The sequence below is a fragment of the Burkholderia sp. LA-2-3-30-S1-D2 genome, from assembly GCF_001523915.2.
GTDB lineage: Bacteria > Pseudomonadota > Gammaproteobacteria > Burkholderiales > Burkholderiaceae > Burkholderia > Burkholderia diffusa.
In genome coordinates this window covers 3,110,436-3,135,160 of the sequence record NZ_CP013384.1, presented here as the reverse complement: position 1 = coordinate 3,135,160, position 24,725 = coordinate 3,110,436, and the positions used below count along the sequence as shown (strand labels likewise).

Here is a 24,725-nt window from a genome sequence, read left to right as displayed (position 1 = left end):
GGCGACATCTCATGCATCAACGGATTCACTGAACCATGCCGATCAATCTCCCCGAGCTGCTGACGCCGATCAGCGACGCGTCGCCCAGCGGCGACGACCTGCTGTTTTCGAACGAATTCGACGCGATCCAGGACGCGCGGCGCTACGACGATCCGACGCTCGACCAGGGCGAATGGGTGACCGAGATCAAGGAGGCCGACTGGGGCTTCGTCGTCGATCACGCGGGCGAGCTGCTGCGCACGCGCACCAAGGACCTGCGGCTCGCCGTGTGGCTGACCGAGGCGCTCGCGCTCGAGGACGGCATCACCGGCCTCACCGAAGGTTATGCGCTGCTGGAAGGCCTGTGCCGAGACTACTGGGACACCGTGCATCCGCTGCCCGAAGGCGACGACGTCGAATATCGGCTCGGCAACGTCGCGTGGCTGTCCGGCCGCACGGCCGAGCTGCTGCGCGGCATTCCGGTGACGGAGGGCGCGTCGAACGCGTTCACCACGCTCGACTGGGAAGTCGCACAACACGTCGCGCAGGCCGTGAGGCGCGACCCCGAGCATGCGGACGACATCGCACGCGGCAAGCCGTCGGTCGAGCAGGTCGATGCGTCGCGGCGCGTGACGCCGATCGCGTTCTACACCGCGTTGCTCGCGAACCTGAAGGCGTTCGAGTTCGCGCTCGATGCGTTCGAGGAGCGGCTCGTCGAGCGGGCGGGCGATTCGGCGCCGAGCTTCCGGCAGGCGCGCGACGCGTTCGAGACCGTGTACCGGCTCGCCGAGCGCTTCGCGCGCGAGCAGGGCTATACGGGTAGCGCGCCGCACACGCAAGCGGCGCCGCAGGCGCAGCCCGAGCGCATCGAGCCGAGCTTCGGCGATACGTTCCACAGCGAGGAGACCCACGTGCAGTCGCAGACCGCTCCGCGTCCGCCGGTGACGCAGATGATCGCCGGCATCCAGAACCGCGCGCAGGCCGTCGACCAGCTGCGTGCCGTCGCGCGTTACTTCCGCCAGACCGAGCCGCACAGCCCGGTTGCGTATCTCGCGGACAAGGCCGCCGAATGGGCCGACATGCCGCTGCACAAGTGGCTCGAGAGCGTCGTGAAGGACGACGGGTCGCTGTCGCATATTCGCGAGCTGCTTGGGGTGAGGCCGGACGAGCAGTCGTGAGCGATGGGTTTTTGACCTGAGAGCGCGGGCCCGGCGGGTTTGCGATGAACGAGAAGAAGGGTGACGCATGAACGTGACCGAACTGGCACAGGCGATCCGTGGTGGCCTGATTCAGCAGGACCGCCTGCTGAAGACGGATATCCCGTCGCTGCCGAATAACGCGCTCGTGCCGCGCCGCGCCGTGACGCGGTCCGAGCTCGGCCGAGATTTCAGTGTGGTGCTCGACCTCGTTTCCACCGCGAGCGAAGGCGGCGGCTACGATTTCTCGAATTTGAATGATGGGGAGCGGGCGAAGATGCTGTACCTGTCTCACCACTTGGGAGCGGCCGATGCAAAACGGTATTTGGCCGGAACAATTGCTCCGGAGGATACGTATACGGAGCAAAGCCGCACCGTCCGCCCAGGCTCATCGCTCGCGGGGCCAAGACGCGTTTGACCGCGCAGGTGGGAAGCGCGGCAGCAGCGAAGCGTGCGGAAGAGAACGGTAGGAACTATGTCAAGGCTCATCGCCTGTGGTTGAGCCATCTCATCGACACAGGTGTCAACTTCAAGAACTTCGCATGCGATGCTTCGAAACTTGAAGATGTTCGCCCACTGTTGGATCTTGTGACTGTCGTCGGTGGTACGAACCCCACTTTTTAGGAGGTGGGCTTGTTGAAGTCGTTTGTTGTAGTGTTGATGACGGTCTATTGCATCAATGTCAAGGCGCAGACCTCGGGTGGGGATCACGATACGATCCGCACCGTTGCGGGCACATTGCAGATATCAAAGATCGCCCGGCCGGGAAGTGACGGCGTTACATTCAACGTCGAGCTCGATGGCAAGCAATTCGATCACCTTTACGGTTCACGCTATGTCTACTATCCGGATTCGAAAGAACAGGACAAGGCCGTCTCGCGGCTGATCGTCGAAGACTTCAGCGGTGGTTTTTCAGACCCACGGGTAATCTCCCTGTACGACTTCCGCCAAAAACCCGCTGCCGTCTTGCCGGTTAGCGACAAGTTGGATATTGACGACGTTCGATGGCTGCCTGGCTGCGTACTGCTAAGCGTTGGGGGGAAGTGGTTTGCTTTCGCGAACGGAAAGCTTGTGGCGGTTCACAATAGAAGGAAGTAACTCGAGATGTCCGCGGGGTGAAAGTCGCTGAGGGCGTATCGATCCAGATGGAGTTCCTCGGATTGCTCGATACCGTTTCGTCCGTCATGTCGGAGGAAGCCGAGAACGGGTCGTAATGGTTACTTATCCGGGTATGTTCGAGATCAGCTGCGATATCGGCCAGCCTGCGGATGCCGCGCGATTTCGGCCCCGATTGTTGTCGCGATTGATGTTGCCGTTGCTGTCGGACATATCGTCATTTACGTAGACAAAAAATCGCATTTACCGAGTGGACAACTAAAATCGATACGTCGGAAGGGCATGCTGGGCAATATTCGGAAGGGAAAACATCATTGAATAGGGCAATGAGATTTTCGAGTCTGGTGAGCCGTGTTCTGGCAGGGTGCCTGCTCCTGACGGCCATGGCGGCGTGCGGCAAGCCGGAACCGACATACAGCGGGATTTCGGTCATGGCTCAGAACTACCTGCCCTATAACCTGGATAAATTCACGATCACCGATGCTCATGGCAACAAGGCAGGCGGCGGTGGCGACAGCATGCCGGGGGGCGGTGGGGGCGTGACTTGTTGCTATCAGCTCAAGGGGACCGAGTTCATCGTCAAATGGGACTACTACGACGTTGACCAGTGGCATAAGGGCGACGCACAGACGTTTCACGCCGAAGCAAAGGTTGTGCTGCCTCCGTCAAAGGTTCCGGAAAATGTGGGCAGCCGAATTCTTGCAGTTCATTTTTATCCGGATCGCCACATCGAGCTTCAGTTTCCCGGCACGCCGATGGACGAATCGCGTATTCCGATGATCGATGTGTCGCACTGGATGTCGACCAACTATCAGGTGCAGTTGAGCAAGCGATACGACGAACGCGAAGACCGGCAGTTTCGCCGTATCGCGCGTATCGTGGCGGCAGCATGGTTGAAATACCGCCTGACCGATTTAGATGACTTGAAGCAGTACGCGTACTACGCCTTGCTGGTGAATAGCCGTTTCGACGCGCATCCGGAGGTTCAGCGCGTCTTGAAAGCCGCTGCGGATCGGCCCGGCGTGTTTGCAACGTCGATGCGGTCTCTGCCGAAGAGCGTCCTATCCGAATTGACGACCGGCCAGTTCGAGCCGGTTGCCTTGCCGGCGGTTCCAGACGGCTTGTTGCCGCCGTTACGTGCAGAGGAAAAGCAGCGTGGCTGAGAGAATCAAACTCGACCCGGATGACGGAAACGCAGTACGTTTCCTTCCCGCGCAACGATCAGCCGTCGCGCCCCGACCGGCACGATACGACGTCTGATCCGATTCCGGTCTGCCGGCGCGAGTCACGAACCGCCGATACGTTTCCGCGCGCGCCGAGTCTTTCGCCTCAACGATTGCTTCTTCCTATCCTCGATCCACGGCAGCATCGAAATGCTCGTCGCACACAGCATCAATCCGCCGATCAGGGCGAATAGGCCGAATCCGATTTCACGCACCCATGCTCCGCCCTCAACCGCTTCGTTGCGCCGCGCAATGCCGGGAAACATCGGCGAAACGCGCAGGCCATCGTTCGCGGCCGCATTGCAGTACGTCTTCGTGAACGCTGCGAACTGTTCGTGGCTGATGTTCGAGGCGGCCGAACGCGAATACACCGGCGACCCGGCAGGCTGCCACGCTGTATCGTACTGCTGCGTCTGTCCCGCGCCATAGCGGAAGACGGCGCGCGCCTCCCATGTCGCATCGGATTTGCCATATCGCAGAGACAACTCGCATCGCTCGACAATGGCGGGGACGTGAGGCCACACACGAGCGCGAACGAGGATGGCAGAATTGACGGCGCCAGCTACACCCATCAGCACGAAGGCCGCACCGAAGAGCAGAAGAATGGCCGACCGCAAGCAGCGCATTGCGTATTTCACTGGAATGGTCGGATTCAGTAGGGGGTCGGTCAGGCGATCGGCCTGTTGACAATGCGGGGAGATGGGGGCTGCACGATCCGGCGGGACGAGTCTGCCGGTATCCTGCCACCGGCTCGCCGCACAGCCGAACCTCCGCCTACTGCCCCACCCGGAACTCGATCCGCCGATTCCTCGCCCTTCCATCCGCCGTGTCATTCGGCGCGATCGGCTGATCCGGCCCGACGCCCGTCGTCGTCATCTGCTGCGGCGGGATGCTCTTCGTGATCAGATAACCCTTCACCGCATCCGCGCGCGCCTGGCTCAGCGCGATGTTCGACGTCCGGTTCCCCGAGTTGTCGGTGTGGCCGATGATGTCGACCGTGCGGTTCTGCATCTTCGCGAGCGCGGCCGCCATCTGGTCGAGGATCTGCTTGCCCTGCGGCGTCAGCGTCGCGCTGCCGGTCTCGAACTCGATCGTCCGGTTCGCGAGCGTCTGGTCGAGCACACCCTGCTCGGATGCCGACACGCGCAGCCCGTTCTTGATCGTGTAAGTCGGGTTCAGCGTGTTCGCCATGTCGCTCGCGAGCTGCTGGCGCTGCGCTTCGTTGTGCACCTCGCCCTTCATCTCGATCTGCGTGCCGTTGATCTTCAGTTGCCCCTTGCTGATCTGCTTGAGCTGCGCGCCGAGCAGCTTCTGCACGTTCGCGCTCCAGTTCGGCGGCGTCGCGACGTCGCCGACCTCGATCTGGTCGACCACATTCACCGCGCCGTAGGTGTCGCGCAGCTTCTGCAGCACGGCGGCCTTGGTCGCCTCGTTCGGCACCTTGCCGCCGACCACGACCTGGCCGGGTGTCGCGTTCGCGGGCGGCGGCGAGATCGTGCCGGCCGTGCCGTGCACCACCGTGCCGGAGGCGGTAGCAGGCGCGGTGCCGGGGTTCGTGTTCGACGACGGCAGCGCGGTCGTCGCGACCGTGCCGTTGCCGACCGGCGTGACGGTCGCGCCGCCGGTGTTCTGCGCGTAGGCCGCGCCGCTGGCGACGAGGCCGGCGGCGGCGAGGGCGGCAACGAATGCCGAGAAGCGCATGCGCCGGACGTGATTCGTGCGTTGCATCCCGTCAGCCTCCGATGAACGCTTCGCGGAACGCGTCGATGGCGACGCGCAGCGAGAGTTGCGGTTGGTCGAGGTAGCTGACGAGCTTGCTGATCTGCTGATCGTTTTGCGCATGGGCGTCGATCCATTCGGGATCGTCGATGTCGATGTTGTGGGCGGCGTAGGTCTGCGGGTCGACGACGCTCAGCAGCGTCTTCGACGACGCGCCGTTGAAGCCGATGATCAGCCGTTCGCGCTCGGCGATCGTGCCGATGAAGATCGCGAGCTCGAAGTCGGCCTGCGCGACGAACGGTGCGATCAGTTCGAGCCAGAACGCGGCGACGAGGCTTCGGTAGAACGGATCGACGGGCAGCGGCAGCGTGAGGCCGCGCTCGATGTGCGACGAGCCGCTCTGCATCACGGGCCGCAAGAGCGAGCCGAGCGCGAGCATCGCGCCGCGCAGCCGGACCGGATGGCCGCTTTCGAGCAGCATCTGCTGCAGGCCGTACAGCGACTGGTGTTCGATGAAGTCGTTGAAGGTGCCGTCATGCGACGTGCCGGGGCCGCCGACGTCGATCGGCACCTGCGTGTCGCCGAGCGCCTGCAGCGCGCCGGGCGGCTCCTCCTTCGCGAGCAGCGGCGGCATCTGCGCGGCGACGCGCGACCACAGCCGGGCGAACGCGAGCGGGCTGCGCGCGAGGAACGCGAGCGGCCGGTCGACCTCGAGCGCGGTCGCACCGAGAAACGGGAAGCGGCGCATCGACACGTCGTGGCTCGCGACCATGTGGCCCGCGATCGCGAGCTTGCTGCGCGAGCCGAGGAACGCAAAATGCATCGGCTTCGCATCCTCGTAGACGATCTTCCAGCGCGGATCTTCCGCGAGCAGTTCGAGCGCCTGCGCGATCCAGCGATCGAGCGTCTGCAGCAGCTGCGGATTGTGCGGGCTCTTCACGAAGTCGCCGCGCGACGGAATCTTGCCGAAGTAGGCGATCTGCGCCTGAACGGTTTGCGTCATTGCGCCCCCTGTGCATTCGTTGCGGTGGCGGCCGCGACGGCCGGTGCCGGTGTCGGTGCCGCGGCCGGCGTGCCCGTGCCGGCCTGCGTCGCGTTCTGCGCGGCACCCGCGCTCGCGTCGGCGACCGACGACGGCAGCTGCAGGCCGCGCAGGCTCTGCTGCTGCGGCTGGTCGCCGCCGCCGCTCGTCGGCTGCGACGTGCTGATGATGCGCATCGTCACCGACACGTTCACGCTGCCCTGGACCCACGTGAGGTCGAAGGTGCCGTCCGGACGGCGCTTGCGCTGCGCCGAGTTGATCAGCTTCTCGAGACCGTAGCGGCCCGGTTCGTTGACGAGTTGCACGGTGCGGCCGTCGAAGGTCGTCGCGGACAGCGTCGCGCCCGGCGAGCCCTGCGGGTTCGGCCACACGAAGTTGGTCCATTGCGGCGGCGTGTTGCGGTAGCGCAGTTGCTGGCCGTCGATCGCGATCGTGTATTCCGTCGTGCCCGTGCTCGGTTGCGGCAGGATCTGGAACACGGTCTGCGGTTCGGCCGCCGCGGCCGCGCCGCCCGCGGCGCCGCCGGCGAGCGGGGCGACCCAGCGTGCGAAGCCGTTCGTGAAGTCGGGTGTGAGGCCGATGCCCATGTCGCCCCACGTGCGGGCCGCAAGCGTGTCGCCACGGCGCACCGCGAGCGGGCCCAGCGTCGTGCCGACGAACTTCGCGATCGCGCCGTCCGGACCGAACACCTGCGCGATTTCACCGGCGCCGGCCTCGACCTTTGCGTTCGCCGCGAACGGGTACTTCGTCGCGAGCGAGCTCTGGAACGGCTGGTAGACCTGCGCGTTCCACACCTTGTTGACTTCGGCGCTCGCCGGCTGGATCACCACCGAGAACGCCTGCATCAGCGGGCGCACCAGGAGCGGTCGCAGCGACTTGCGTTGCGAATCGGTCAGGCCCGTCAGCATCTGCTCGTCGACGAACTTCAGCGAATCGGCCAGTTCCGAGCCGTTGCCGTCGAGCGTCTGCTGCATCAGCTGGCGCGCGCCGGGGCCGGGGTCGCCCTGGTTCTTGATCACATTGAAGCGCGTACGGACCTTCGACAGCGAGTCCATGTAGCCCTTGAGCATCGACGTGCCGTCGTGCGTCGTGACGATCCGCGCGAGCCCGATGAACTCCTGGCCGATCGGACCCATCGGCACCTCGGCCGGATTGCCGTTGATGTCGATGTTCGCGGCCGCCACCTGGCCGGCCTGCGAGCGCGTGAACAGTTGCTTGACCCAGTTCACGACGCCGGTCTGCGCCTTCTTGATCGCGACGTTCGCCAGCGACGGGTTGTCCCACGACGTCTGGTCGTACGCGGTTTCGAGGATCTTGCGGATCGGCGAATCCTGCGGGTCGCCGAGGCGGTTCATCCCGTCGACGGCCTGGCCGAAGCTGCTGAAGCCCTGCACCGCGATACCCTGCATGAACTTCTGCCAGTGCTGCGCGTATTCGGTCTTGTACATGCCGACGAGCGTCTTCTGGATCTGCTCGGGACTGCCTTCCAGCGTCAGGTCGTCCTGCGTCGACGTGTTCAGCACCCAGTCCTTCGCCTGCAGTTCCTTGGTCGCCGCGTCGCGGATCGCCGGCTGCACGTAGTCGAACCACGCTTCGCGCGTGAACGTGCCCGGAATCGCATAGCTGCCGGCGACCAGCCCCTGGTTGCCGTCGCCGACGATGCGCGCGATGGTCATCGGCGCGAAGCGGGTCGACGCGCGCGCCTTGATTTCCTCATAGACGCGCTGGCGGGCCGGCATGCCGCGCACGACGCGGCGCAGGTTCTCGCGGGTCTGGTCGACGAGCGCGAGGTTCGCGTCGATCATCGGCCAGTCGTCGTCGTTTACGCGCGCGAGGTAGAACGAGATCATGCGCTCGGCGCTCTTGATCATCTCGTCGCGCGGCATGTTGCCGCGATTCGTCTCGAGCCAGCCGCGCCAGAAGCGTGCGAGCTGGTCGGTCAGGTGCGCCTGTTCGACGTGACGCTTGTCGGACAGCATCAGGTAAGTCTTCAGCGCGTTGTACGCGTCCTGCACGTTGGTCGGTGACGCGTCGCTGTACAACCCGCCCTGCGGTGCCGCCGCCTGTTGCGGCGCGGCGGCCGTCGCGGCGGATGCGCCTTGCGCGGCGCCGGCGAGCGGCGTGGCGCCCGGCGGGTTCGTCGACACGGGAATCGGGCCGCCCTGCATGGCGCCCGATTCGGGCGGCCGCGTCATCGGCACGAGCTGTTCGGGGTGCGCGTTCACATCCTTCATGAACGACGCGAGGTTCTGCGAGACCGGCGCCAGCAGGATCTGGCGCACGCCGTTGTAGTACTCGGTCAGCAGGTGCTGTTCGAGACGGTCACCCTGGTACAGGCCGAGCGACACCGACACCGGCTTGTCGCGGCGGAACTGTTCGAGCTGTTCGATCCGGTCTTCCAGGATATCCATCGCCTGCAGACGCGACTGCAGATCGTTGCGGCCCTGCTGCAGGCGCGTGACGTTGTCGAGGTCGGCCTGCACGTTCGCGACGAGCTGCTGGTTGCCGATCGTCGACCAGGTCCAGCCGCCGAGCGCGAGCGCGAGCGCCGCGACGAAGCCGAAGAAGGTCGCGTAGCGCAGCCGGGTCTTGGTCGGGCTCGCGAACTGGCGCACGGTCTGGCGATCCGCGAAGATCACCTTCGAGAACAGGTCGCGCAGGAAGAAGCCATTCTTCGAAAACGCGCTGTGCGGCTTCGGCAGCGCGCTCGCGTCGAGGCCGAAGCGGTGCGCGATGCGCTGCGCGGCGGCGCTGTTGGTTTCGCCTTCCTGCAGCGCGCTGGTGAAGTAGAAGCCGCGGAAGATCGGCTTGTACTGGAACGGGTTGTTCTCGAACAGCGTCGCGAGGAACGCGCGCAGCGACGGCTTGATCGTCGAGAATTCGAGCGGGAAGCTCAACTGGCCCGGCGACAGCTGGTTGCCGCGCGACAGCGACAGCTGCGCGACGCTGATTTCCTTCAGCCCTTCGTAGAGCTCCTCGAAGTGCGTGTCGAACTGCGCGACGACGTCGCGCTTGTCGTCCGGCTCGTAGGGCAGGGTGGCGCCCCACACGCGGTCGTATTCGTGCTTGTCGCTGCTGCTGAAGAATTCGGTGAAGCCGGTGATCAGGTCGGCCTTCGTGAACATCACGTAGACCGGCGCGAACACCTCGAGCTTTTCCGTCAGCTCCTGAACGCGCTGGCGGAGGTTTTTCGCGAGGTTGATCGCGAATTCCGGGCGGTTGCCGGTCAGTTCGGCGATGCTCGCGGTAACGATGATGCCGTTGATCGGCGCCTTCGGGCGATAACGCTTCAGCAGGCCAAGAAAGCCGAGCCACTCGCTGCGGTCTTCCTCGTGCACCGAGTAGCGGCCGGCCGTGTCGAGCAGGATCCCTTCGGTCGTGAAGAACCAGTCGCAGTTGCGCGTGCCGCCGATGCCGTGGATCACGGCGCTGTTCTTGTCCGCGAACGGAAACTGCAGGCCGGAGTTCAGCACCGCGCTGCTCTTGCCGGCGGCCGGGTTGCCGATGACGATGTACCACGGCAGCTCGTACAGCGCGGAGCCGCCCGACACCTGGCCGATCTTCGACGTCTTGATCGTCTTGACCGCGTCGGAGAGGCGCGTGCGCAGCACGTCGAGGTCGGCGGTCTTGGTGTCGGGTGCGAGCGCGGCCGCGGCCGGCGCGGCGATCTTGCCGGTTTCCGCCTGCTCTTCCAGCACCTGGCCGAGCTGCTGGTTCGCGCGCTTCACGCGCCAGCGGCGTACCAACGCGACGCCAAGCCACAGCACGAGGATCGCCGCGAAGGCGATCGCCGCCCACAGGAGCGGCAGCTGCAGCATGTCGGCGACGATGAAGAGAATCGCCGCTAGCGCGATGATCCCGACAATCGAGAGCGTACGCGGATGAGTCAGCACGTTGAGGATGCGTTGCATAGGACGTTCAGGTTCCGGTGCGATTCGGTGAGGCGACGCAGGCGCGCCGAGCGGCAAGCGTGGCGCCGCGATGTGTCGCCATGCTGTCAAACGGGATGAAGGGGGCTGGCATCAATGCGCCCGCGGCATCGGAGAAGGCGCGCGCAATAATGAAAGGACGCTGTGAGAATTAAAACGGAAGCGGCGATCGGAAAAAATCGTGCAACGGAATGCCCGATCGATTGCGCCGCTCAAATCGTTTCCTGCCGGATGATTAAAAAGCCCCATGCCGCCCTCATTATTTCTTGTCCGGCAGCCCTGACTAGCTGCCGCGTCCCAGTTTAAAACCGGGTTTATGGTATTCCACGTGCCCGAGATCCATCATTTTCCATCGGCCTCCCCAGGTCAGGCCGACCTGTTCGGCGACCTGTCCGTACAACTGGTAGCCGCGCATCGCCCAGGGATCTTTCTCGGAAATGACCAGCTTGCCGTCGCGCAGAAACGCGTTGTCGCTCGCGAGCCCGAATTGGTGATAACTCTGGAAGGCCGCCGCATTGGTCACGTTGGTGCCCATTTGCGCGAGCCGGTTCTGTCGTTCCGGGCTCCGATAACCTTCCAGCAGCGCCATCTCGTAACCATATTGTTCGTGCATGATCTTGTAGACCAGCAGCAAACGCGTACGGAAATCGGGATCCAGCAGGTTCCAGTCGCGGCTCGCGTCCTTCAGTGCCGGCCGCACCTGTTCGACTTCCTTCGTGGCAAAGACTTCCGGCGGCAACGGCGGGGGCGGCACGAGCTGTTCGCCCTGCAGCAGCGCGGCGATCTTCTCGTCCGGCACGCGCGCCGTGTCGTCGTACTGAAACAATTGCCGACCGCGTAACGCAATGGCCACCAATGGCGGCGTCGCAAGAATACCTGCCGACACCATAATCATCAAGCGTCGCCGAATCAGTAAATTTTGCACATCGCTTAATGCGCCGCGCGTAACGGTTGCCGATTTAACAATCTGACTTCGCGTGCGTGCGGCGCGAGCGTTCGCGCGGCGCGTCAGACGGCCGTGAAACTGGGCGACGGATTCGAAAACCGCCGTGCGGATACCCGGTAAAAGCAACAGTGCCGCGACCGCGACGGCAAGGGCGAAATAGGCGACGAGTGCGACGGCAATCAACGAAATCCCCGGAAATTGGAATTGATTGTGTTTTGCAATGCTTGCTCTTAGAATCAGGCTGCTTTGAGAGGCCGGGCTATATTATCGCGGTGAATTAAACCAGGATTCAATGAGACGCTGAATGAGTGCGCCGGAAAATTCAAATTCGAAAACCCCGCCGAGCCTGCTGTCCGATACCAAACCGGCAGGTGAGGGTGGACCGCAGCAGTCGCGCATTCTCGCGAATCTGGAAGGACGTGTCACGCCGCCGGCCGAAGCGCCGCGCCGCTCGCTGAAGGGGCCGATCGCGGCCGTCGTCGCGCTCGTGGTCGCCGTCGGCGGCTGGGGGGCATGGCGCTGGCAGCAGCAATCCGGCGAACAGGCCGTCGTGGCCGCCGCGCCCGCGCAGGCAGCGGCGAAGGCCGAGGCAGCCAGCGGCGGCGCCGTGCAGGTCGCGCAGAATGCCGCGTCGGCCGCTCCTGCCGCGGAACCGGCCACGATCGTCAATGACGATGCGGCGTCCCAGACCGTTGCGTCCGCATCGGGCGCGGACAACAGCCGCTTGTCGCGCGCGCTCGCGAACGGTGCCGACGATGCATCGGGCGCGGCCACGGCTGGCGCCGTCGCCGCGACGGCCGCCGCCGCGGCTGCGACAGCGAAAACCGCGAAGGCCGACGCCGCGCAGAGCGGCAAGGTCGCCGCACGCAGCAAGGCCGATGCGAAGGCCGACGCGAAGGCGGAGGCCCGCAAGCACCACAAGGAACAGCAGGCGGAGCTCGCGCAGGCGAAGAAGCGTCGCGACGCGACGACCCGTACCGCGAGCGCAAAGGCCGCCGGGAAGGACGACCCGGATGCGGACCTGCTCGCCGCGCTCGTCGCACGCACGAAGCCGGCCGACAAGAAGGTCGCCGCGCAGAAGGGGCAGGTCGTGCCGACCAAGACGGCCGCCACGACGGGCGGTTCGCTCGCAGCGCGCGTGAAGGAGTGCTCGGAGCGCGGCTTCTTCGAGGATCAGCTGTGCCGGTGGCGCGTCTGCGACGGCCATTGGGGCAAGGATCCCGCCTGCCCGACCGCCGCGCAGTCGGAGACGCGGCAGTAGCGAGGCGTCACGCCGGCCTGCTCATCGCACATGCGCCGCCCGATGGGCGGCGCATTGCTTTTTGGGGCTGTCCGACGCTGGACGTCCGTATGTGACCCCGTCACGAAAATGTCGCATACGTCGGGCATACGTTTCCTTTCATTTCCCGGCGTGGCGCCGCAATGCGCGATGCGCGGCGCGGCCGCGCCGCACGACCTTCGACACGATGGATCTGATCGTACAGACTTACGGCGCCGATACGTCCGGCATGGTGTGCGGATTCCGCTTCGTCCCGGGCGGATCGGGTGCGATGCTCGATGCCGACGCGGCCGCCGCATGGCTGCGCACGTGCCGCGCGCGCGAGGCAGCCACCTCGGACGATTTCGTCTGGCTGCACTTCAATCTCGCGCACGGCGCGAGCGAGCGCTGGATGCGCACGCACCTCGGATTGCCCGACAGCTTCTTCGAATTCCTTCACGAAGGATCGCGCTCGACGCGCATCGAGCAGGAGGACGGCGCGCTGCGCGCGATCGTCAACGACGTGATGTTCAACCTCGAGCTGACGCCGTCGGAAATCGCGACGCTGTTCGTCCACGTCGAGCGGCGCATCATGATCACCGCGCGGCTCAAGCCGCTGCGCTCGGTCGACACGCTGCGCGCCTGCGTGCGCGACGGCGAACGGTTCCGGTCCCCGGCCGAACTGCTCGTGCACCTGCTGCGCGACCAGGCCGACCTGCTGATCCAGATCATGCGGCGCACGAGCATCGACGTCGACCGCATCGAGGATCGCTTCCTGTCGCAACGGCTCACGTCGAATCGCGTCGAACTCGGCGCGATGCGCCGTACGCTGACGCGACTGCAGCGCATGCTCGCGCCCGAGCCGGGGTCGATCTTCCGGCTGCTCGCGAAGCCGCCCGCGTGGCTGCATGCCGAAGACGTGCAGGAACTGCGCGAGTCGACCGAGGAATTCTCGCTGGTGCTCGCCGACCTGTCGGGGCTCAACGAGCGGATCAAGCTGTTGCAGGAAGAGATCGGTTCGCGGCTCGACGAGCAGAACAACCGGACGCTGTTCACGCTGACGCTGGTGACCGTGATCGCGCTGCCGATCAACATCGTCGCGGGCTTCTTCGGGATGAACGTCGGCGGCGTGCCGTTCTCGGAGAACAAGCACGGGTTCTGGCTGATGGTGCTGCTGGTCGCGGGCTTTACCGCGCTCGCCGCGTGGTGGGCGTTTCGCCGGCGCAATGATCGCTAGCGGCGGCCGCAAAAAAACAGGCCCCGCATCCGGAGCCTGTCGAAGGACGTGAAAGACTGAACGCCGGCCGGCGCCGCAAATGCCGCGGCACCGGCCGGCCGGACCACGACGTTACTGAACCAGCGTCTTGCGCGGCTTGAACATGCCCTGGTAGCGCAGCGACGGACGTTCCTTCACCGTCGGCGCGATGCCGCCGAAGCTCGGCGTCTGACGCAGCTTCATCGCGGCCGGCGAGGCGACCGAGCCGATCGACGTCGAACGCGAAGCCGGCGCGAGGTTGTTCGCGACGAGCAGCGCGGCCTCGCTCTTCAGGTTCGCGAGCAGCACCGGATCGGTCGAGCCGTTGACCTGCGTGAGCAGGCCGCTCCACGCGGCGTCGCCGTAGTTCACGACGTAGTAGTCGAGACCACTCGGATCCGCGACCACGCCCGTGCAGCCGTCGATCCGCGTCTGCGTCTGCGTATCCTTCAGCGCGAGCGTCGTGTGTTTCGCGAGCCCCTGGCCGTATGCGAGCGTGATCGGTACCGTCCACTGCAGGCCCGGATACGCGTTCTTGTTCGGGAACGGCTGCTGTTTCAGCGTGACGATCGTCTGGTTCTTCGTCATGTCGCACTGCGTGTCGAGCGAGATCAGCGGCACGCCCGTCTGGCGCACGTAGCTGTCGCCGATCGGGCCGACCGGCTGGCCGCTCGCCTTCGACAGCGCATCCCACAGGCGCTTCGGTGTGCCGTTGCCGAACGAGTAATCGACCAGGTATTGCTGCAAGCCCTTGCGCAAGGTTTGCTCGCCGAGATAGTTCTCGAGCGTCTTCAGCACGTGGCCGCCCTTGTCGTAGGTGAACGCGCTCGCGCTCAGCACGAAGTCGTTCGACGCCCAGTCATTGAAGTTCGGCGCGACCGGGAATGCGTTCGGGCCGATGTCGCGATTGATCACGCGATACTTGTTCTTCACCTGATCGAGCCAGCTGAACTCGTCGGGGAAGAACTGGATCGTCGTCTTCGTCTCGAAGAACGTCGCGAACGATTCATTGAGCCAGACGTTGTCCCACCAGTCGGTCGTGACGAGGTCGCCGAACCACTGGTGCGCGACTTCGTGCGTCAGCACCTCGTTACCGTAGTGCGACATCGGCTGGCCCGGTTGCGGCAGGATGTCGTCGGCGAACTCGAGGATCGACCCCCAGTTCTCCATCCCGCCGAAGTTCAGATCCTTCTGCTCCTTGAACGCATCGTTCGCGGCGACCGTGTCGAACTTCGTCAGCGGCAGCGGGATGCCCGTATAGCGGTAGTAGAAGTCGAGCGCCTGCTTGGTGCGGTCCATCGCCGGCTTCGCCCAGTCGCTCATGCCCGGCGGCGTGAACACGCGCAGGTGCAGACCGCCCTTGCCGCCCGGCAGGGGGCTCGAGAAATCGTCCTCGTAGGTGTCGAACATGCCACCGCCGAAGAACAGCAGGTACGACGGCATCGGCGGCGTCTTCTCGAACTGCACGAACTTGTAGCCGCCGCCGACGTTGGTCGACGGCTTCTCGGCCGCGTTCGACACGACGCGCCAGTTCTGCGGCACTTCGGCCGTCACTTCATAAGTCGGCCGGAATGCAGGCTCGTCCCAACCCGGGAACCACTGGCGCGACAGGTTGGTTTCGCCCTGCGTGAGGATCGCGCCGCTCGTCGTGCCGTCGGTGCTCTTCAGGTCGACGCGGAACACGCCTTCTGCGGCCGAGCAGCCCGGATACGGATCGTCGCCGCAACTGCCGCCCGTCTGCGTGGCCGGATCGTCGTACGACTTGAAGTTGATGATGCCCGACCATTCCATGTGGAGCGAATAGTTGCCCGGCGAGATCGTGCCGGCGACGGGACGCAACTGGTAGAAGTCGCCCTTGTCCTGCGGCGTCGCGATCAGCTGGATGTTGCCCGGCTGCAGCGTGATGCGGCCGCTCGTGAACTTGATCCGGTGACCGGCGATGACGATGTTGTTGACCGGCTTCAGCACCTTGATCTCGACGTCGGCGCGCCCGTCGAACGCGTTCAGCGCATCGTTCGGTCGGAACCACAGCCGGTAGTTGACGGGTACCACGGTGTCCGGCAGTTCGACAGGCGACACGCTCTTGTCGACATTGGACGCGCTCGGCGGCGTGTTGGCGGCGGGCGACGAGCTCGAGTGCGGCGCGCCGGCGGAGCTGAGCGCGGAAGCCGAGCCGACACCGCTGTCGTCGCCGCCGCACCCGGCGAGCGCGAGTGCGGCGACCAGCGGCAGGTAACGCATCTTGTGAATGTTGATCGACATGACTGAAACCTCGATTGTTGAAAGAATCGTTCAGTGCTGCGAAAACGCCGGCAAAGTAAATCCCTCGCCGTTAATCAACAGCGACGAGAAATGCCAATGACGGATTATTCGAAAAGACGGCCGGCCGACTACGTGAAGGTAATCATGGTTTACTGCCCCCTCTGTGTTTCCGGATGTCGGTTAACTTGCCGGTTCAAAATGGCCGGGCGCGTGTTGTACTGAATTGATTTCGCGCGCACGACACGGGGCCGCCCGCCCTGCGCGGGCGTGCATTCCCTTTGAACCGACGACCCACGGGGCTGGCCGTGCAAGGCCGCAGGACGGAAGGACGGCGTGTCGCCGTTCCGTAAAATCGCCGTCATGCGGCTTGAAGGTTTGTCGGCCTGCTCGAAGGATGCGTAAATATACTTGATGGTTTTGGGTAAAGGAAACGAAAAAATTAGAAAGTGATTCGATTGAATATTTTGCGCACTATTGAATGCTGGAAGGCATTAATTCGCTTTCCATTCGACTACTTGTTTTCGTAGTTTTAATCTATTAACGATCTCGGCGGTGCGCGGAAACTACGAATCAGGGTGGAGCGTGGCGCGCTCGGTACAATGCAGCGACGATCCGTCAAATCGATTGCCGCAAGGAGGCCAGCCCATGCCACGAGCCCTGTTCCATATCGCGCCGCTGCGCGCGATGCTGCTGCTGTTCGCCGCCGTCTTCGTGCTCGGCGGTTGCGCGGGTCTGACGCGCGAGCCGGTGAGCGTGACCGTCGCCGGGCTCGATCCGCTCGTCGGCCAGGGCCTCGAGATGCGCTTCAGCCTGAAACTGCGCGTGCAGAACCCGAATGACACGCCGATCGAATACGACGGCATTTCGGTCGCACTCGAACTGAACGGGACGCCGTTCGCGAGCGGCGTGAGCGATCGCGCGGGCGTCGTGCCGCGCTTCGGCGAGGCCGTGATCGACGTGCCCGTTTCGGTGTCGGCGTTCGCCGCCGCGCGGCAGGCGTGGAACCTGCCCGGCGCGGCGGCCAACGGCGAGTTGCCGTACGCGCTGCGCGGCCGGCTCGCGGGCGGCGTGCTCGGCGCCGTGCATTTCCGCGACGCGGGCACGTTGCGCATGCCGGCGATGCCGGGATGGGGCGGGTAGGCTGCCTGCGCAATGCCAGGGTGGTCGCCCGTGCTTTGCCGCGCGGGCAAAGCACGGTATGGTGTGGTCCGCGCGGCGCGCTCCTGTGGCGCCGCCTGTCTGAAGCCAACCGTAGCCGAGCTCGCGTGACCGATTTCCCCGTTTTCCACTGGACCGACGCCGACGGCGCCGAACATGCCGTGCGCTGGCGCTCCGAAGCCGGCGTGCAGCCGCCCAGGCGCGCCGTGCCCGCCGACGACCGCCTCACCGCCGACGCCGCGTACCGCCTCGCGTGCGAGGGCACCGCGCTCGTCTGGCAGGGCGACTTCCAGAACGCGCGCCAGCTCGTGCAGGCGATGGCGCGCCGTGTCGAACGCAAGCCGAAGAAGGCGAAGGCCGCGGTGGGCGTCGACGCATTCAACCTGCACCGCCTCGCGCAATCGCAGCGTGCCCGCACGCTCGGGATGCTGCTGATCCCGCTCGACGCCGACTACACGATCCCGCTGCGCCGCGCACCCGACGTGCGTGCAGCGTGCGAGGAAGCGTACGGCCCGGGCGGCGCGCCGTCGGTCGTGTCGCTGCGCGAGCTGCTCGGCCTCGTCGGCGCGCACGAATGGCGCAAGAAGGGCGTGCCGATTCCGGCGCTCGGCGGCGCGCTGATCCATCCGCATTACGGTGTGTTTTCGCCGGTGCGCGGCGAATACGTCGAACTCGTCGCGCGCACGCCGCTGCCCGCGACGTCGCTCGCGTTCGACATCGGCACGGGCACCGGCGTGCTCGCGGCCGTGCTCGCGTCGCGCGGTGTCGAGCGCATCGTCGCGACCGATCAGGATCCGCGCGCGCTCGCGTGCGCTCGCGAGAACGTCGCGCGGCTCGGTCATGCCGAGCGCGTCGAGGTTGTCGAAGCCGACCTGTTTCCGGCCGGCCGCGCGCCGCTCGTCGTCTGCAACCCGCCGTGGGTGCCGGCCCGTCCGAGCGCGCCGATCGAATACGCGGTCTACGATCCCGACAGCCGCATGCTGCGCGGTTTCCTCGCGGGGCTCGCCGACCATCTCGAACCGGGCGGCGAAGGCTGGCTGATCCTGTCCGATTTCGCCGAACATCTCGGCCTGCGGCCGCGCGATACGCTGCTGCAATGGATCGACGAAGCCGGGCTCGTCGTGCTCGGCCGCGAAGACATCCGCCCCGCGCACCCCAAGTCGGCCGACGCGGACGACCCGCTGCACGCGGCACGCCGCGCCGAGGTCACGTCGCTCTGGCGGCTCGGCGCGCGAGCCTGATCGCGTATTTTCGGTAAACTGTCGCCATTCCTCACGAATTCCCGCCGCCGGGCCGTGGTCGACCGACCGTGGCCCGGCGCCGCTTCACGATGTCGAACAAGACCTACGAAATCCGTCCGGAGCAGTCCATCGAGCTGCTGAAGGAGCTGCACATCCTCACCCGCGACGGCAAGCTGAACCAGGACAGCCGCCGCAAGCTGAAGCAGGTCTATCACCTGTTCCAGTTCATCGAGCCGCTACTCGCGAGCGTGCAGGCCGACAAGGGCAGCGTGACGCTCGTCGATCACGGCGCCGGCAAGTCGTATCTCGGCTTCATCCTGTACGACCTGTTCTTCAAGCAGCAGCCGGGGCACGGCACACCGGCGTTCGCGTCGCACGTGTATGGGATCGAGACGCGCGAGGAGCTCGTCGCGCGTTCCACCGAACTCGCCGCGCGACTCGGATTCGGCGGCATGTCGTTCCTGAACCTGTCGGTCGCCGATTCGATCACGTCGCCGAAGCTGCCCGAAACGGTCGATGTCGTCACCGCGCTGCATGCGTGCGACACGGCGACCGACGATGCGATCCGTTTCGCGCTCGCGAAGCGCGCGCAGCACATCGTGCTGGTACCGTGCTGCCAGGCGGAAGTCGCGGGCGTGCTGCGCAGGAACAAGGGCAAGTCGCTCGCGAACGCGCTGACTGAAGTGTGGCGGCATCCGCTGCATACGCGCGAATTCGGCAGCCAGATCACCAACGTGCTGCGCTGCCTGCAGCTCGAGGCGCACGGCTATCAGGTCAGCGTGACCGAGCTGGTCGGCTGGGAACATTCGATGAAGAACGAGCTGATCATCGCGCAGTACAAGAACCTGCCGCGCCGCAAGCCCGGCGAGCGGCTGAACGAGATCCTCGGCATGTTCGGGCTCGCCGAACTGAACGAGCGCTTCTTCGCGCCGGCGCCCGCGGCGGCGGCGGGCGAGGCTGTCGAGCAGGCCCCGGACTGAGGCAGGCCGACTCGCGGCCCGTTTGCCGCGCGGCGGACGGCCGGCGCGCGACGCGTCAGACGTCGTCGCCCGGCCGGCGCATCCATTCACGCCAGCCGTCGTGGCCGAGGCGGCGCAGCGTTTCCTGGTTTTTCTCGTAGATCGCGGACGCGTCCGGGAACGCGTCGACCGCGCGTGCGATGCTGTCCTCGCGCAGCAGGTGCAGGATCGGATACGGCGCGCGGTTCGTGTAGTTCTCGATGTCGTCGGCTTCGCTGCCTTCGAACCGGTACTCGGGATGGAAGCTCGCGATCTGCAGCACGCCGTCGAGCCGCAGTTGCCGCACGAGCCGGTCGGCGAAGAACAGCGCGTCGTTGTAGTCGACGAAATCAGCGAACGCGCGCGGATAGATCACGAGCGTCGTGTCGACCTGCTGCGGATCCGCCGCTTCAAGCGCGCGCAACTCGGTTTCGAGGTCGGCGAGCGCGTCCTCGCGCGTCGTCGCTTCGCTGATCGCATAGCGCACCTGCTCCTTCACATAGACGCTCTTCGCGAACGGGCACAGATTGAGCCCGATCACCGCGCGCGCGAGCCAGTGCCGCGTGGCGGCGAGGATGTCGTCGTGCGAATCGGGGCGGGTATCGGTCATGGCGAGGGCAGTCGGGCAAGGCGGAAGCGAGGGCCGCATTGTAGCGGGAGCGGGCACGCGGGGTTCGGGCGTGCGCCGCCTGTCACGCGCAGGCGGCTTCGATCAGTTGCGTGACCAGCGCGGGCGCGGTGCCGATCGGCGTTTCGCCGTGCCGGTAGGTCTGGCTGGCCGCGTAGATGCCCTCGACCACGAGCGCGAGCGCATCGGCCAGCGCTTTCGGCTGCCGGGCGCCTGCGCCTTCGCATAGCTCGACGAACCGCTTCATCAGCCGCTCCTTGTTCTGCGCGACGCGTTCGCGCGCCGGATGCGACGCATCGGGGAATTCGGCCGCGACGTTGACGAACGGGCAGCCGCGATAGTCCTTCTGCGTCGCGCGCTCCGCGAGATCGACGAAATACTGGATCAACTGCGCCTTCGGCTGGCCGGGATGCTTCGCGACGCTCGAATCGAGGCGCTCGAAGAAGCACGCATCCATCCGTTCGAGATACGCGAGGATCAGCTCGTCCTTCGACGAGAACTGGCGGTACAGGCTCATCTTGTTGACGCCCGCGCGTTCCACGACCGCTTCGACGCCTACCGCGCGCACCCCTTCCTTGTAAAACAGCTCCTCGGCGGCGCGCAGCAGGTGTTCCTGCGCGGCGGCCGCGGCGATCGGCTGGCGCGTGCGACGTGCCGGCGGCTTGTTGGCGGCCTCGATGCCCGACATGATGACCCTCGACTGCGTGATGAATTGCTTGACATGTTACCGACTGGTCACTACGATCGCAACACACTTGTGACCGATCGGTAACAATGCCGGCCGGATCGACAGACAGATGCCAGGTATCGGCGCCGGTCAGCCGATGCAGCATGCGGCGGAGGTGGCCTGGTGGTGACGCGGGGCCGGCGCGCGGGTGCCGGCCCGCCAATTGGAGAGCGACGACATGAACTGGGCAGTGACACGAATCGGCGGGCGTTTCCACTATGGATGGCTCGCGGCTGCGGTGGTTTTCCTGATCCTGCTGGCCGCGGCCGGCACGCGCGCGACACCGAGCGTGCTGATGGTGCCGCTCGAGCGCGAACTCGGCTGGAGCCGCGCGGCGATTTCGCTGGCGATTTCGGTGAACATTGCGCTGTACGGCCTGACGGGCCCGTTCGCGGCCGCCGCGATGCAGCGCTTCGGGCTGCGGCCGACGATCCTGACTGCGCTGGTGACCATGAGCGCGGGCGTCGCGCTGTCGTCGATGATGACGCAGAGCTGGCAGATGGTCGTGATCTGGGGCCTGATGGTCGGCTGCTCGACCGGCGTCGTCGCGCTGACGCTGTCGGCGACCTTCGTCACGCGCTGGTTCCATGCGCGGCGCGGCCTGGTGATGGGCATCCTCACGGCGAGCACGGCCACCGGTCAGCTCGTGTTCCTGCCGATGCTCGCGGCGATCGCGCAGCGTCATGGCTGGCGGCCGGTCGTGCTGGTCGTCGCGGTGGCGGCCGCGATCGTGATTCCGCTGGTCGCGTTCCTGCTGCCCGAGCGGCCGGCCGACGTGAAGCTGCGCCCCTACGGCGAGCCGGCCGACGCGCCGGCCGCGCCCGACGCGACGAAGGAGAACCCGCTCGCGGTCGCGTTCCGCACGCTGCTGACGGCGAGCCGCTCGCGCGACTTCTGGCTCTTGTTCTTCAGCTTCTTCATTTGCGGCGCGAGCACCAACGGCTATGTCGGCACGCACCTGATTGCGATGTGCAGCGACTACGGGATGACCGAAGTGCAGGGTGCATCGCTGCTCGCCGCGATGGGCGTATTCGACCTGTTCGGCACGACGCTGTCGGGCTGGCTGTCCGACCGCTACGACAACCGTGTGCTGCTGTTCTGGTACTACGGGCTGCGCGGGCTGTCGCTGATCTACCTGCCGCATGCGTTCGGCATCGATTTCTTCGGGCTGCCGCTGTTCGCGATGTTCTACGGGCTCGACTGGATCGCGACCGTGCCGCCGACGGTACGACTCGCCACCGACGTGTTCGGCAAGGCCGCGGCGCCGGTCGTGTTCGGCTGGATCGTCGCCGGCCACCAGCTCGGCGCGGCGTTCGCGGCGCTCGGCGCGGGGCTGCTGCGTGCGAGCCTCGGCACCTATACGATCGCGTCGATGATCTCGGGCGGGCTCTGCATCATCGGCGCGCTGATCGTGCTGCGGATCAACCGCGGCCCGTCCCGCGCGGCCGCGCAGGCCGCCTGAGCGCGGCGCTTCGGCCGGCCCATGCACGGGTGCGGCCGGTCAATGCGGGATCCGTGATTTGCATTGCGCGGGATGATCGGGCGCGTGACGCCTCGAGCGGTTATGCTTTCGGTTCGCCGGGCGTTCGCGCCCCTTCATCGATGTCAGCGAGGAACCGCATGTCCGTCAAACCTGCTCCCACCACTGTTTCGATTCACGACCTGATCGCCGGCCGCTGGAGCCCGCGCGCGTACTCGGACGAGCCGATCAGCGCCGCCGATCTGCACGCGGTGCTCGAAGCCGCTCGCTGGGCGCCGTCCGCGTACAACGCCCAACCGTGGCGCTTCATCGTGTTCGATCGCACGCAGGACGAAGCGGCGTTCAAGCGCGCATTCGCGACGCTGGTGCCGTTCAACCAGGGCTGGAACGCGCCGGCGCCGGTGCTCATCGCCGTGACCGCGCACACGCTCACGCCGAAGGGCGAGCCGGCGCCGACCGCGCTGTACGACGCGGGCGCGGCCTCGATGTCGCTGGTGCTGCAGGCGCACGCGCTGGGTCTTGCTGCACACCAGATGAGCGGCTTCGACGCGAAGGCGTTCCGCGACGCATTCGAGATTCCGGCCGACGTCGCGATTCCGGCGATCATCTCGCTCGGCCACTACGGCAACGTAGACAAACTCGATCCGGTGCTGCGCGATCGCGAAAAGGCGCCGCGCACGCGTCATGCGATCGGCGAAGTCGTCTATGCGGGCGCCTGGAAGAAGGGTTTCGACGCCGCAGCCTGATCCGCAATCGGGCAGGCGCTCGTCGAGCACGCTGTCCGCGGCAGTTGCGCGCGCAGCACGCGGGCGGCGTGGTGGCGCTGGATGACCCGTCCGCACCCGTCGCCGGTGCGCCGCGGGTGCGCCTGATCGCGACCCCGGGCCGGTTGCGCCGGCATCGGTGGGCGATCCGGTTGTGATCCGGCGGGCTTCATGATAAAAAGCCCGTCCTTTCCGTTTTCGCGCCGGCCCTGCTGCGGCACCTTCCCATGACTTACTGCGCGATCGATTTCGGCACGTCCAATTCCGCCGTGGCGCTGCCCGACGGCGATGGCATGCGCCTCGCGCCCGTCGAGGGCGACCACCTGACGCTGCCCACCGCGATCTTCTTCAACAACGACGAGCAGACGGTCGAGTACGGCCGCGCGGCGCTGGCCTCCTATATCGACGGTTTCGACGGCCGCCTGATGCGCTCGATGAAGAGCATCCTCGGCTCGCCGCTCGCGGAAACCACGACCGATCTCGGCGACGGCAGCGCGATGGCGTACACGGAGATCATCGCGCGTTTCCTGACGCATCTGAAGCGCAAGGCCGAAGCGCGCGCCGGCGCGCCGATCGGGCGCGCGGTGCTCGGCCGGCCGGTGTTCTTCGTCGACGACGATCCGCGCGCCGACCGCCTCGCGCAGGACCAGCTCGAAGCGGCCGCGCAGTCGGTCGGTTTCACGGACGTGCATTTCCAGTACGAGCCGATCGCGGCCGCGTTCGACTACGAGTCGCGCCAGCAGGCCGAGCGGCTCGTGCTGGTCGCCGACATCGGCGGCGGCACGTCCGACTTCTCGCTGGTGCGCGTCGGGCCGGAGCGGATGGCGCGCCTCGAGCGCAAGGACGACGTGCTTGCTCACCACGGCGTGCACGTCGCGGGCACCGATTACGACCGCCGCGTCGAGCTGGCGGCGATCCTGCCCGCGTTCGGCTACCGCGCGCTCGATCCCGAGGGGCGCGAGCTGCCGAACCGGATCTACTTCGACCTGGCGACCTGGCACCTGATCAACACCGTCTATACGCCGAAGCGGCTGGGCGAGCTGAAGCTGATGAAGCATCTGTACCAGGACGTACGGCAGTACGACCGGCTCACGCGCGTGGTCGAGCAACGGCTCGGGCATGCGCTGATGGCGCGCGCGGAAGAAGCGAAGATCGGCGTGGCGGCGGGCGGGGAGACGGTGATCGACCTGAACGACGTGGAAGAGGATCTGCAGATCGCGTTCGACGCCGAACGCCTCGTCGATGCGAGCGTCGACGACACCGCGCGCATCGTCGACGCCGCGCGCGAAACGGTACGGCTTGCGGGCGTCGCGCCGCGCGATGTCGGCGCGCTGTATTTCACCGGCGGCTCGACCGGGCTCGCGTTCCTGTCGGGTGCGCTCGCCGGCGCATTCCCGGACGCGCAGCCGGTGTTCGGCGATCGCCTCGCGAGCGTCGCGACCGGGCTCGGCATTCACGCGCAGCGGCTGTTCGGCTGAGCGAAGGCTATTCGGGTCGGCGGTGGCCGCAAGGCGGCCCGCGCCGGAAAACAAAAAGCCCCGCCGAAGCGGGGCTTTTTTACACGAAATATCGCGCCGAACTTAGACCGGACGGATGTTCGCAGCTTGCAGACCCTTCGGGCCCGTCTTCACTTCGAATTCAACCTTCTGGTTTTCTTGCAGCGTCTTGAAGCCTTCGACGCGGATTTCCGAGAAGTGCGCGAACAGATCGTCGCCGCCGCCTTCCGGGGTGATGAAGCCGAAGCCCTTTGCGTCATTGAACCACTTGACGGTACCGGTTGCCATGTTACTTGTTCCTAAAAAGA

Annotated in this window: 20 protein-coding genes and 1 pseudogene; 12 read left to right on the top strand and 9 right to left on the bottom strand. The window is 65.9% G+C overall.

Going from position 1 to position 24,725, the window contains the following annotated elements:
* The first annotated feature begins 35 nt into the window (after positions 1-35).
* The 4 genes and pseudogenes from tssA (at position 36) to WS66_RS27500 (ending at position 3,454) form a co-directional block, all read left to right on the top strand.
* Positions 36-1,157, top strand: coding sequence for a type VI secretion system protein TssA (gene tssA / locus WS66_RS27510; RefSeq protein WP_059607868.1), 1,122 nt, complete (start codon positions 36-38; stop codon positions 1,155-1,157).
* Between the two features lie 67 nt (positions 1,158-1,224).
* Positions 1,225-1,404: pseudogene (locus WS66_RS34915) on the top strand (hypothetical protein); the annotation flags it as partial.
* A gap of 404 nt (positions 1,405-1,808) precedes the next feature.
* Positions 1,809-2,273: a hypothetical protein gene (locus WS66_RS34495; protein ID WP_236872961.1), complete on the top strand. Its 465-nt coding sequence runs from the start codon at positions 1,809-1,811 to the stop codon at positions 2,271-2,273.
* A gap of 344 nt (positions 2,274-2,617) precedes the next feature.
* Positions 2,618-3,454 (top strand): DUF3304 domain-containing protein, encoded by an 837-nt coding sequence (locus tag WS66_RS27500; protein ID WP_059607869.1) that lies wholly within the window; start codon positions 2,618-2,620, stop codon positions 3,452-3,454.
* A gap of 122 nt (positions 3,455-3,576) precedes the next feature.
* On the opposite strand, the gene WS66_RS27495 is transcribed toward WS66_RS27500, so the two are convergent.
* The 5 genes from WS66_RS27495 to WS66_RS27475 form a co-directional block, all read right to left on the bottom strand.
* Entirely contained in the window at positions 3,577-4,152 is a 576-nt protein-coding gene (locus WS66_RS27495) for a hypothetical protein (RefSeq protein WP_059607870.1), read from the bottom strand.
* A gap of 136 nt (positions 4,153-4,288) precedes the next feature.
* Entirely contained in the window at positions 4,289-5,242 is a 954-nt protein-coding gene (locus WS66_RS27490; RefSeq protein WP_059607871.1) for an OmpA family protein, read from the bottom strand.
* 4 nt (positions 5,243-5,246) lie between these two features.
* The gene (tagF, locus tag WS66_RS27485) at positions 5,247-6,236 is read right to left on the bottom strand and encodes a type VI secretion system-associated protein TagF (RefSeq protein ID WP_059607872.1); all 990 of its coding nucleotides are present in this window, start codon (positions 6,234-6,236) and stop codon (positions 5,247-5,249) included.
* The gene (tssM, locus tag WS66_RS27480) at positions 6,233-10,186 is read right to left on the bottom strand and encodes a type VI secretion system membrane subunit TssM (RefSeq protein ID WP_059607873.1); all 3,954 of its coding nucleotides are present in this window, start codon (positions 10,184-10,186) and stop codon (positions 6,233-6,235) included. Before tssM ends, tagF begins: the two co-directional genes overlap by 4 nt.
* A gap of 301 nt (positions 10,187-10,487) precedes the next feature.
* A complete protein-coding gene (locus WS66_RS27475; protein ID WP_059607874.1) occupies positions 10,488-11,333 on the bottom strand; it encodes a M15 family metallopeptidase in 846 nt (281 codons plus the stop codon).
* 121 nt (positions 11,334-11,454) lie between these two features.
* On the opposite strand from WS66_RS27475, the gene WS66_RS27470 reads away from it, so the two are divergent.
* Positions 11,455-12,411: a hypothetical protein gene (locus WS66_RS27470; protein ID WP_059607875.1), complete on the top strand. Its 957-nt coding sequence runs from the start codon at positions 11,455-11,457 to the stop codon at positions 12,409-12,411.
* Between the two features lie 205 nt (positions 12,412-12,616).
* Complete coding sequence (locus WS66_RS27465) at positions 12,617-13,645, top strand: transporter (protein ID WP_059607876.1); 1,029 nt, start codon at positions 12,617-12,619, stop codon at positions 13,643-13,645.
* A gap of 111 nt (positions 13,646-13,756) precedes the next feature.
* Here the strand turns inward: WS66_RS27465 and WS66_RS27460 are convergent, their stop codons facing one another.
* Positions 13,757-15,925, bottom strand: coding sequence for a M1 family metallopeptidase (locus WS66_RS27460; RefSeq protein ID WP_059607877.1), 2,169 nt, complete (start codon positions 15,923-15,925; stop codon positions 13,757-13,759).
* A gap of 645 nt (positions 15,926-16,570) precedes the next feature.
* Between WS66_RS27460 and WS66_RS27450 the strand changes: the two genes are divergently transcribed.
* The 3 genes from WS66_RS27450 to WS66_RS27440 all read left to right on the top strand — a co-directional run bounded on the left by WS66_RS27450 (position 16,571) and on the right by WS66_RS27440 (position 19,304).
* Entirely contained in the window at positions 16,571-17,065 is a 495-nt protein-coding gene (locus WS66_RS27450) for an LEA type 2 family protein (protein ID WP_059607878.1), read from the top strand.
* A gap of 125 nt (positions 17,066-17,190) precedes the next feature.
* Positions 17,191-18,324 carry a methyltransferase gene (locus WS66_RS27445; RefSeq protein WP_059607879.1) on the top strand — a complete coding sequence of 378 codons (1,134 nt, stop codon included), beginning with the start codon at positions 17,191-17,193 and terminating at the stop codon, positions 18,322-18,324.
* A gap of 89 nt (positions 18,325-18,413) precedes the next feature.
* Positions 18,414-19,304 carry a class I SAM-dependent methyltransferase gene (locus tag WS66_RS27440; RefSeq protein ID WP_059607880.1) on the top strand — a complete coding sequence of 297 codons (891 nt, stop codon included), beginning with the start codon at positions 18,414-18,416 and terminating at the stop codon, positions 19,302-19,304.
* 55 nt (positions 19,305-19,359) lie between these two features.
* Here WS66_RS27440 and WS66_RS27435 read toward each other — a convergent pair whose 3' ends face one another.
* Both WS66_RS27435 and WS66_RS27430 read right to left on the bottom strand, forming a co-directional pair.
* Positions 19,360-19,932, bottom strand: a complete 573-nt coding sequence (locus tag WS66_RS27435; RefSeq protein ID WP_059607881.1) for a DUF1415 domain-containing protein — start codon at positions 19,930-19,932, stop codon at positions 19,360-19,362.
* An 82-nt stretch (positions 19,933-20,014) separates the two neighbouring features.
* Positions 20,015-20,638, bottom strand: coding sequence for a TetR/AcrR family transcriptional regulator (locus WS66_RS27430; RefSeq protein ID WP_059607882.1), 624 nt, complete (start codon positions 20,636-20,638; stop codon positions 20,015-20,017).
* A 217-nt stretch (positions 20,639-20,855) separates the two neighbouring features.
* Here WS66_RS27430 and WS66_RS27425 point away from each other — a divergent pair, with 217 nt between their 5' ends.
* From WS66_RS27425 to WS66_RS27415, 3 genes are all read left to right on the top strand, one after another.
* The gene (locus WS66_RS27425; RefSeq protein ID WP_059607883.1) at positions 20,856-22,139 is read left to right on the top strand and encodes an MFS transporter; all 1,284 of its coding nucleotides are present in this window, start codon (positions 20,856-20,858) and stop codon (positions 22,137-22,139) included.
* Positions 22,140-22,297: 158 nt separating this feature from the next.
* A complete protein-coding gene (locus WS66_RS27420) occupies positions 22,298-22,903 on the top strand; it encodes a nitroreductase family protein (protein ID WP_059607884.1) in 606 nt (201 codons plus the stop codon).
* A gap of 245 nt (positions 22,904-23,148) precedes the next feature.
* A complete protein-coding gene (locus WS66_RS27415; RefSeq protein WP_059607885.1) occupies positions 23,149-24,399 on the top strand; it encodes an Hsp70 family protein in 1,251 nt (416 codons plus the stop codon).
* Between the two features lie 102 nt (positions 24,400-24,501).
* Here the strand turns inward: WS66_RS27415 and WS66_RS27410 are convergent, their stop codons facing one another.
* Positions 24,502-24,705: a cold-shock protein gene (locus tag WS66_RS27410; RefSeq protein WP_006477070.1), complete on the bottom strand. Its 204-nt coding sequence runs from the start codon at positions 24,703-24,705 to the stop codon at positions 24,502-24,504.
* Positions 24,706-24,725: the final 20 nt, after the last annotated feature.

Bases quoted from the DNA above. Each gene is read 5' to 3' on its own strand.
- WS66_RS27430 (WP_059607882.1), bottom strand. From the start codon at position 20,638: ATGTCGGGCATCGAGGCCGCCAACAAGCCGCCGGCACGTCGCACGCGC.
- tagF (WP_059607872.1), bottom strand. From the start codon at position 6,236: ATGACGCAAACCGTTCAGGCGCAGATCGCCTACTTCGGCAAGATTCCG.
- WS66_RS27490 (WP_059607871.1), bottom strand. From the start codon at position 5,242: ATGCAACGCACGAATCACGTCCGGCGCATGCGCTTCTCGGCATTCGTT.
- WS66_RS27465 (WP_059607876.1), top strand. From the start codon at position 12,617: ATGGATCTGATCGTACAGACTTACGGCGCCGATACGTCCGGCATGGTG.
- WS66_RS27410 (WP_006477070.1), bottom strand. From the start codon at position 24,705: ATGGCAACCGGTACCGTCAAGTGGTTCAATGACGCAAAGGGCTTCGGC.
- tssA (WP_059607868.1), top strand. From the start codon at position 36: ATGCCGATCAATCTCCCCGAGCTGCTGACGCCGATCAGCGACGCGTCG.
- WS66_RS27425 (WP_059607883.1), top strand. From the start codon at position 20,856: ATGAACTGGGCAGTGACACGAATCGGCGGGCGTTTCCACTATGGATGG.
- WS66_RS27420 (WP_059607884.1), top strand. From the start codon at position 22,298: ATGTCCGTCAAACCTGCTCCCACCACTGTTTCGATTCACGACCTGATC.
- WS66_RS27435 (WP_059607881.1), bottom strand. From the start codon at position 19,932: ATGACCGATACCCGCCCCGATTCGCACGACGACATCCTCGCCGCCACG.
- WS66_RS27460 (WP_059607877.1), bottom strand. From the start codon at position 15,925: ATGTCGATCAACATTCACAAGATGCGTTACCTGCCGCTGGTCGCCGCA.
- WS66_RS27500 (WP_059607869.1), top strand. From the start codon at position 2,618: ATGAGATTTTCGAGTCTGGTGAGCCGTGTTCTGGCAGGGTGCCTGCTC.
- tssM (WP_059607873.1), bottom strand. From the start codon at position 10,186: ATGCAACGCATCCTCAACGTGCTGACTCATCCGCGTACGCTCTCGATT.
- WS66_RS27450 (WP_059607878.1), top strand. From the start codon at position 16,571: ATGCCACGAGCCCTGTTCCATATCGCGCCGCTGCGCGCGATGCTGCTG.
- WS66_RS27470 (WP_059607875.1), top strand. From the start codon at position 11,455: ATGAGTGCGCCGGAAAATTCAAATTCGAAAACCCCGCCGAGCCTGCTG.
- WS66_RS27415 (WP_059607885.1), top strand. From the start codon at position 23,149: ATGACTTACTGCGCGATCGATTTCGGCACGTCCAATTCCGCCGTGGCG.
- WS66_RS27440 (WP_059607880.1), top strand. From the start codon at position 18,414: ATGTCGAACAAGACCTACGAAATCCGTCCGGAGCAGTCCATCGAGCTG.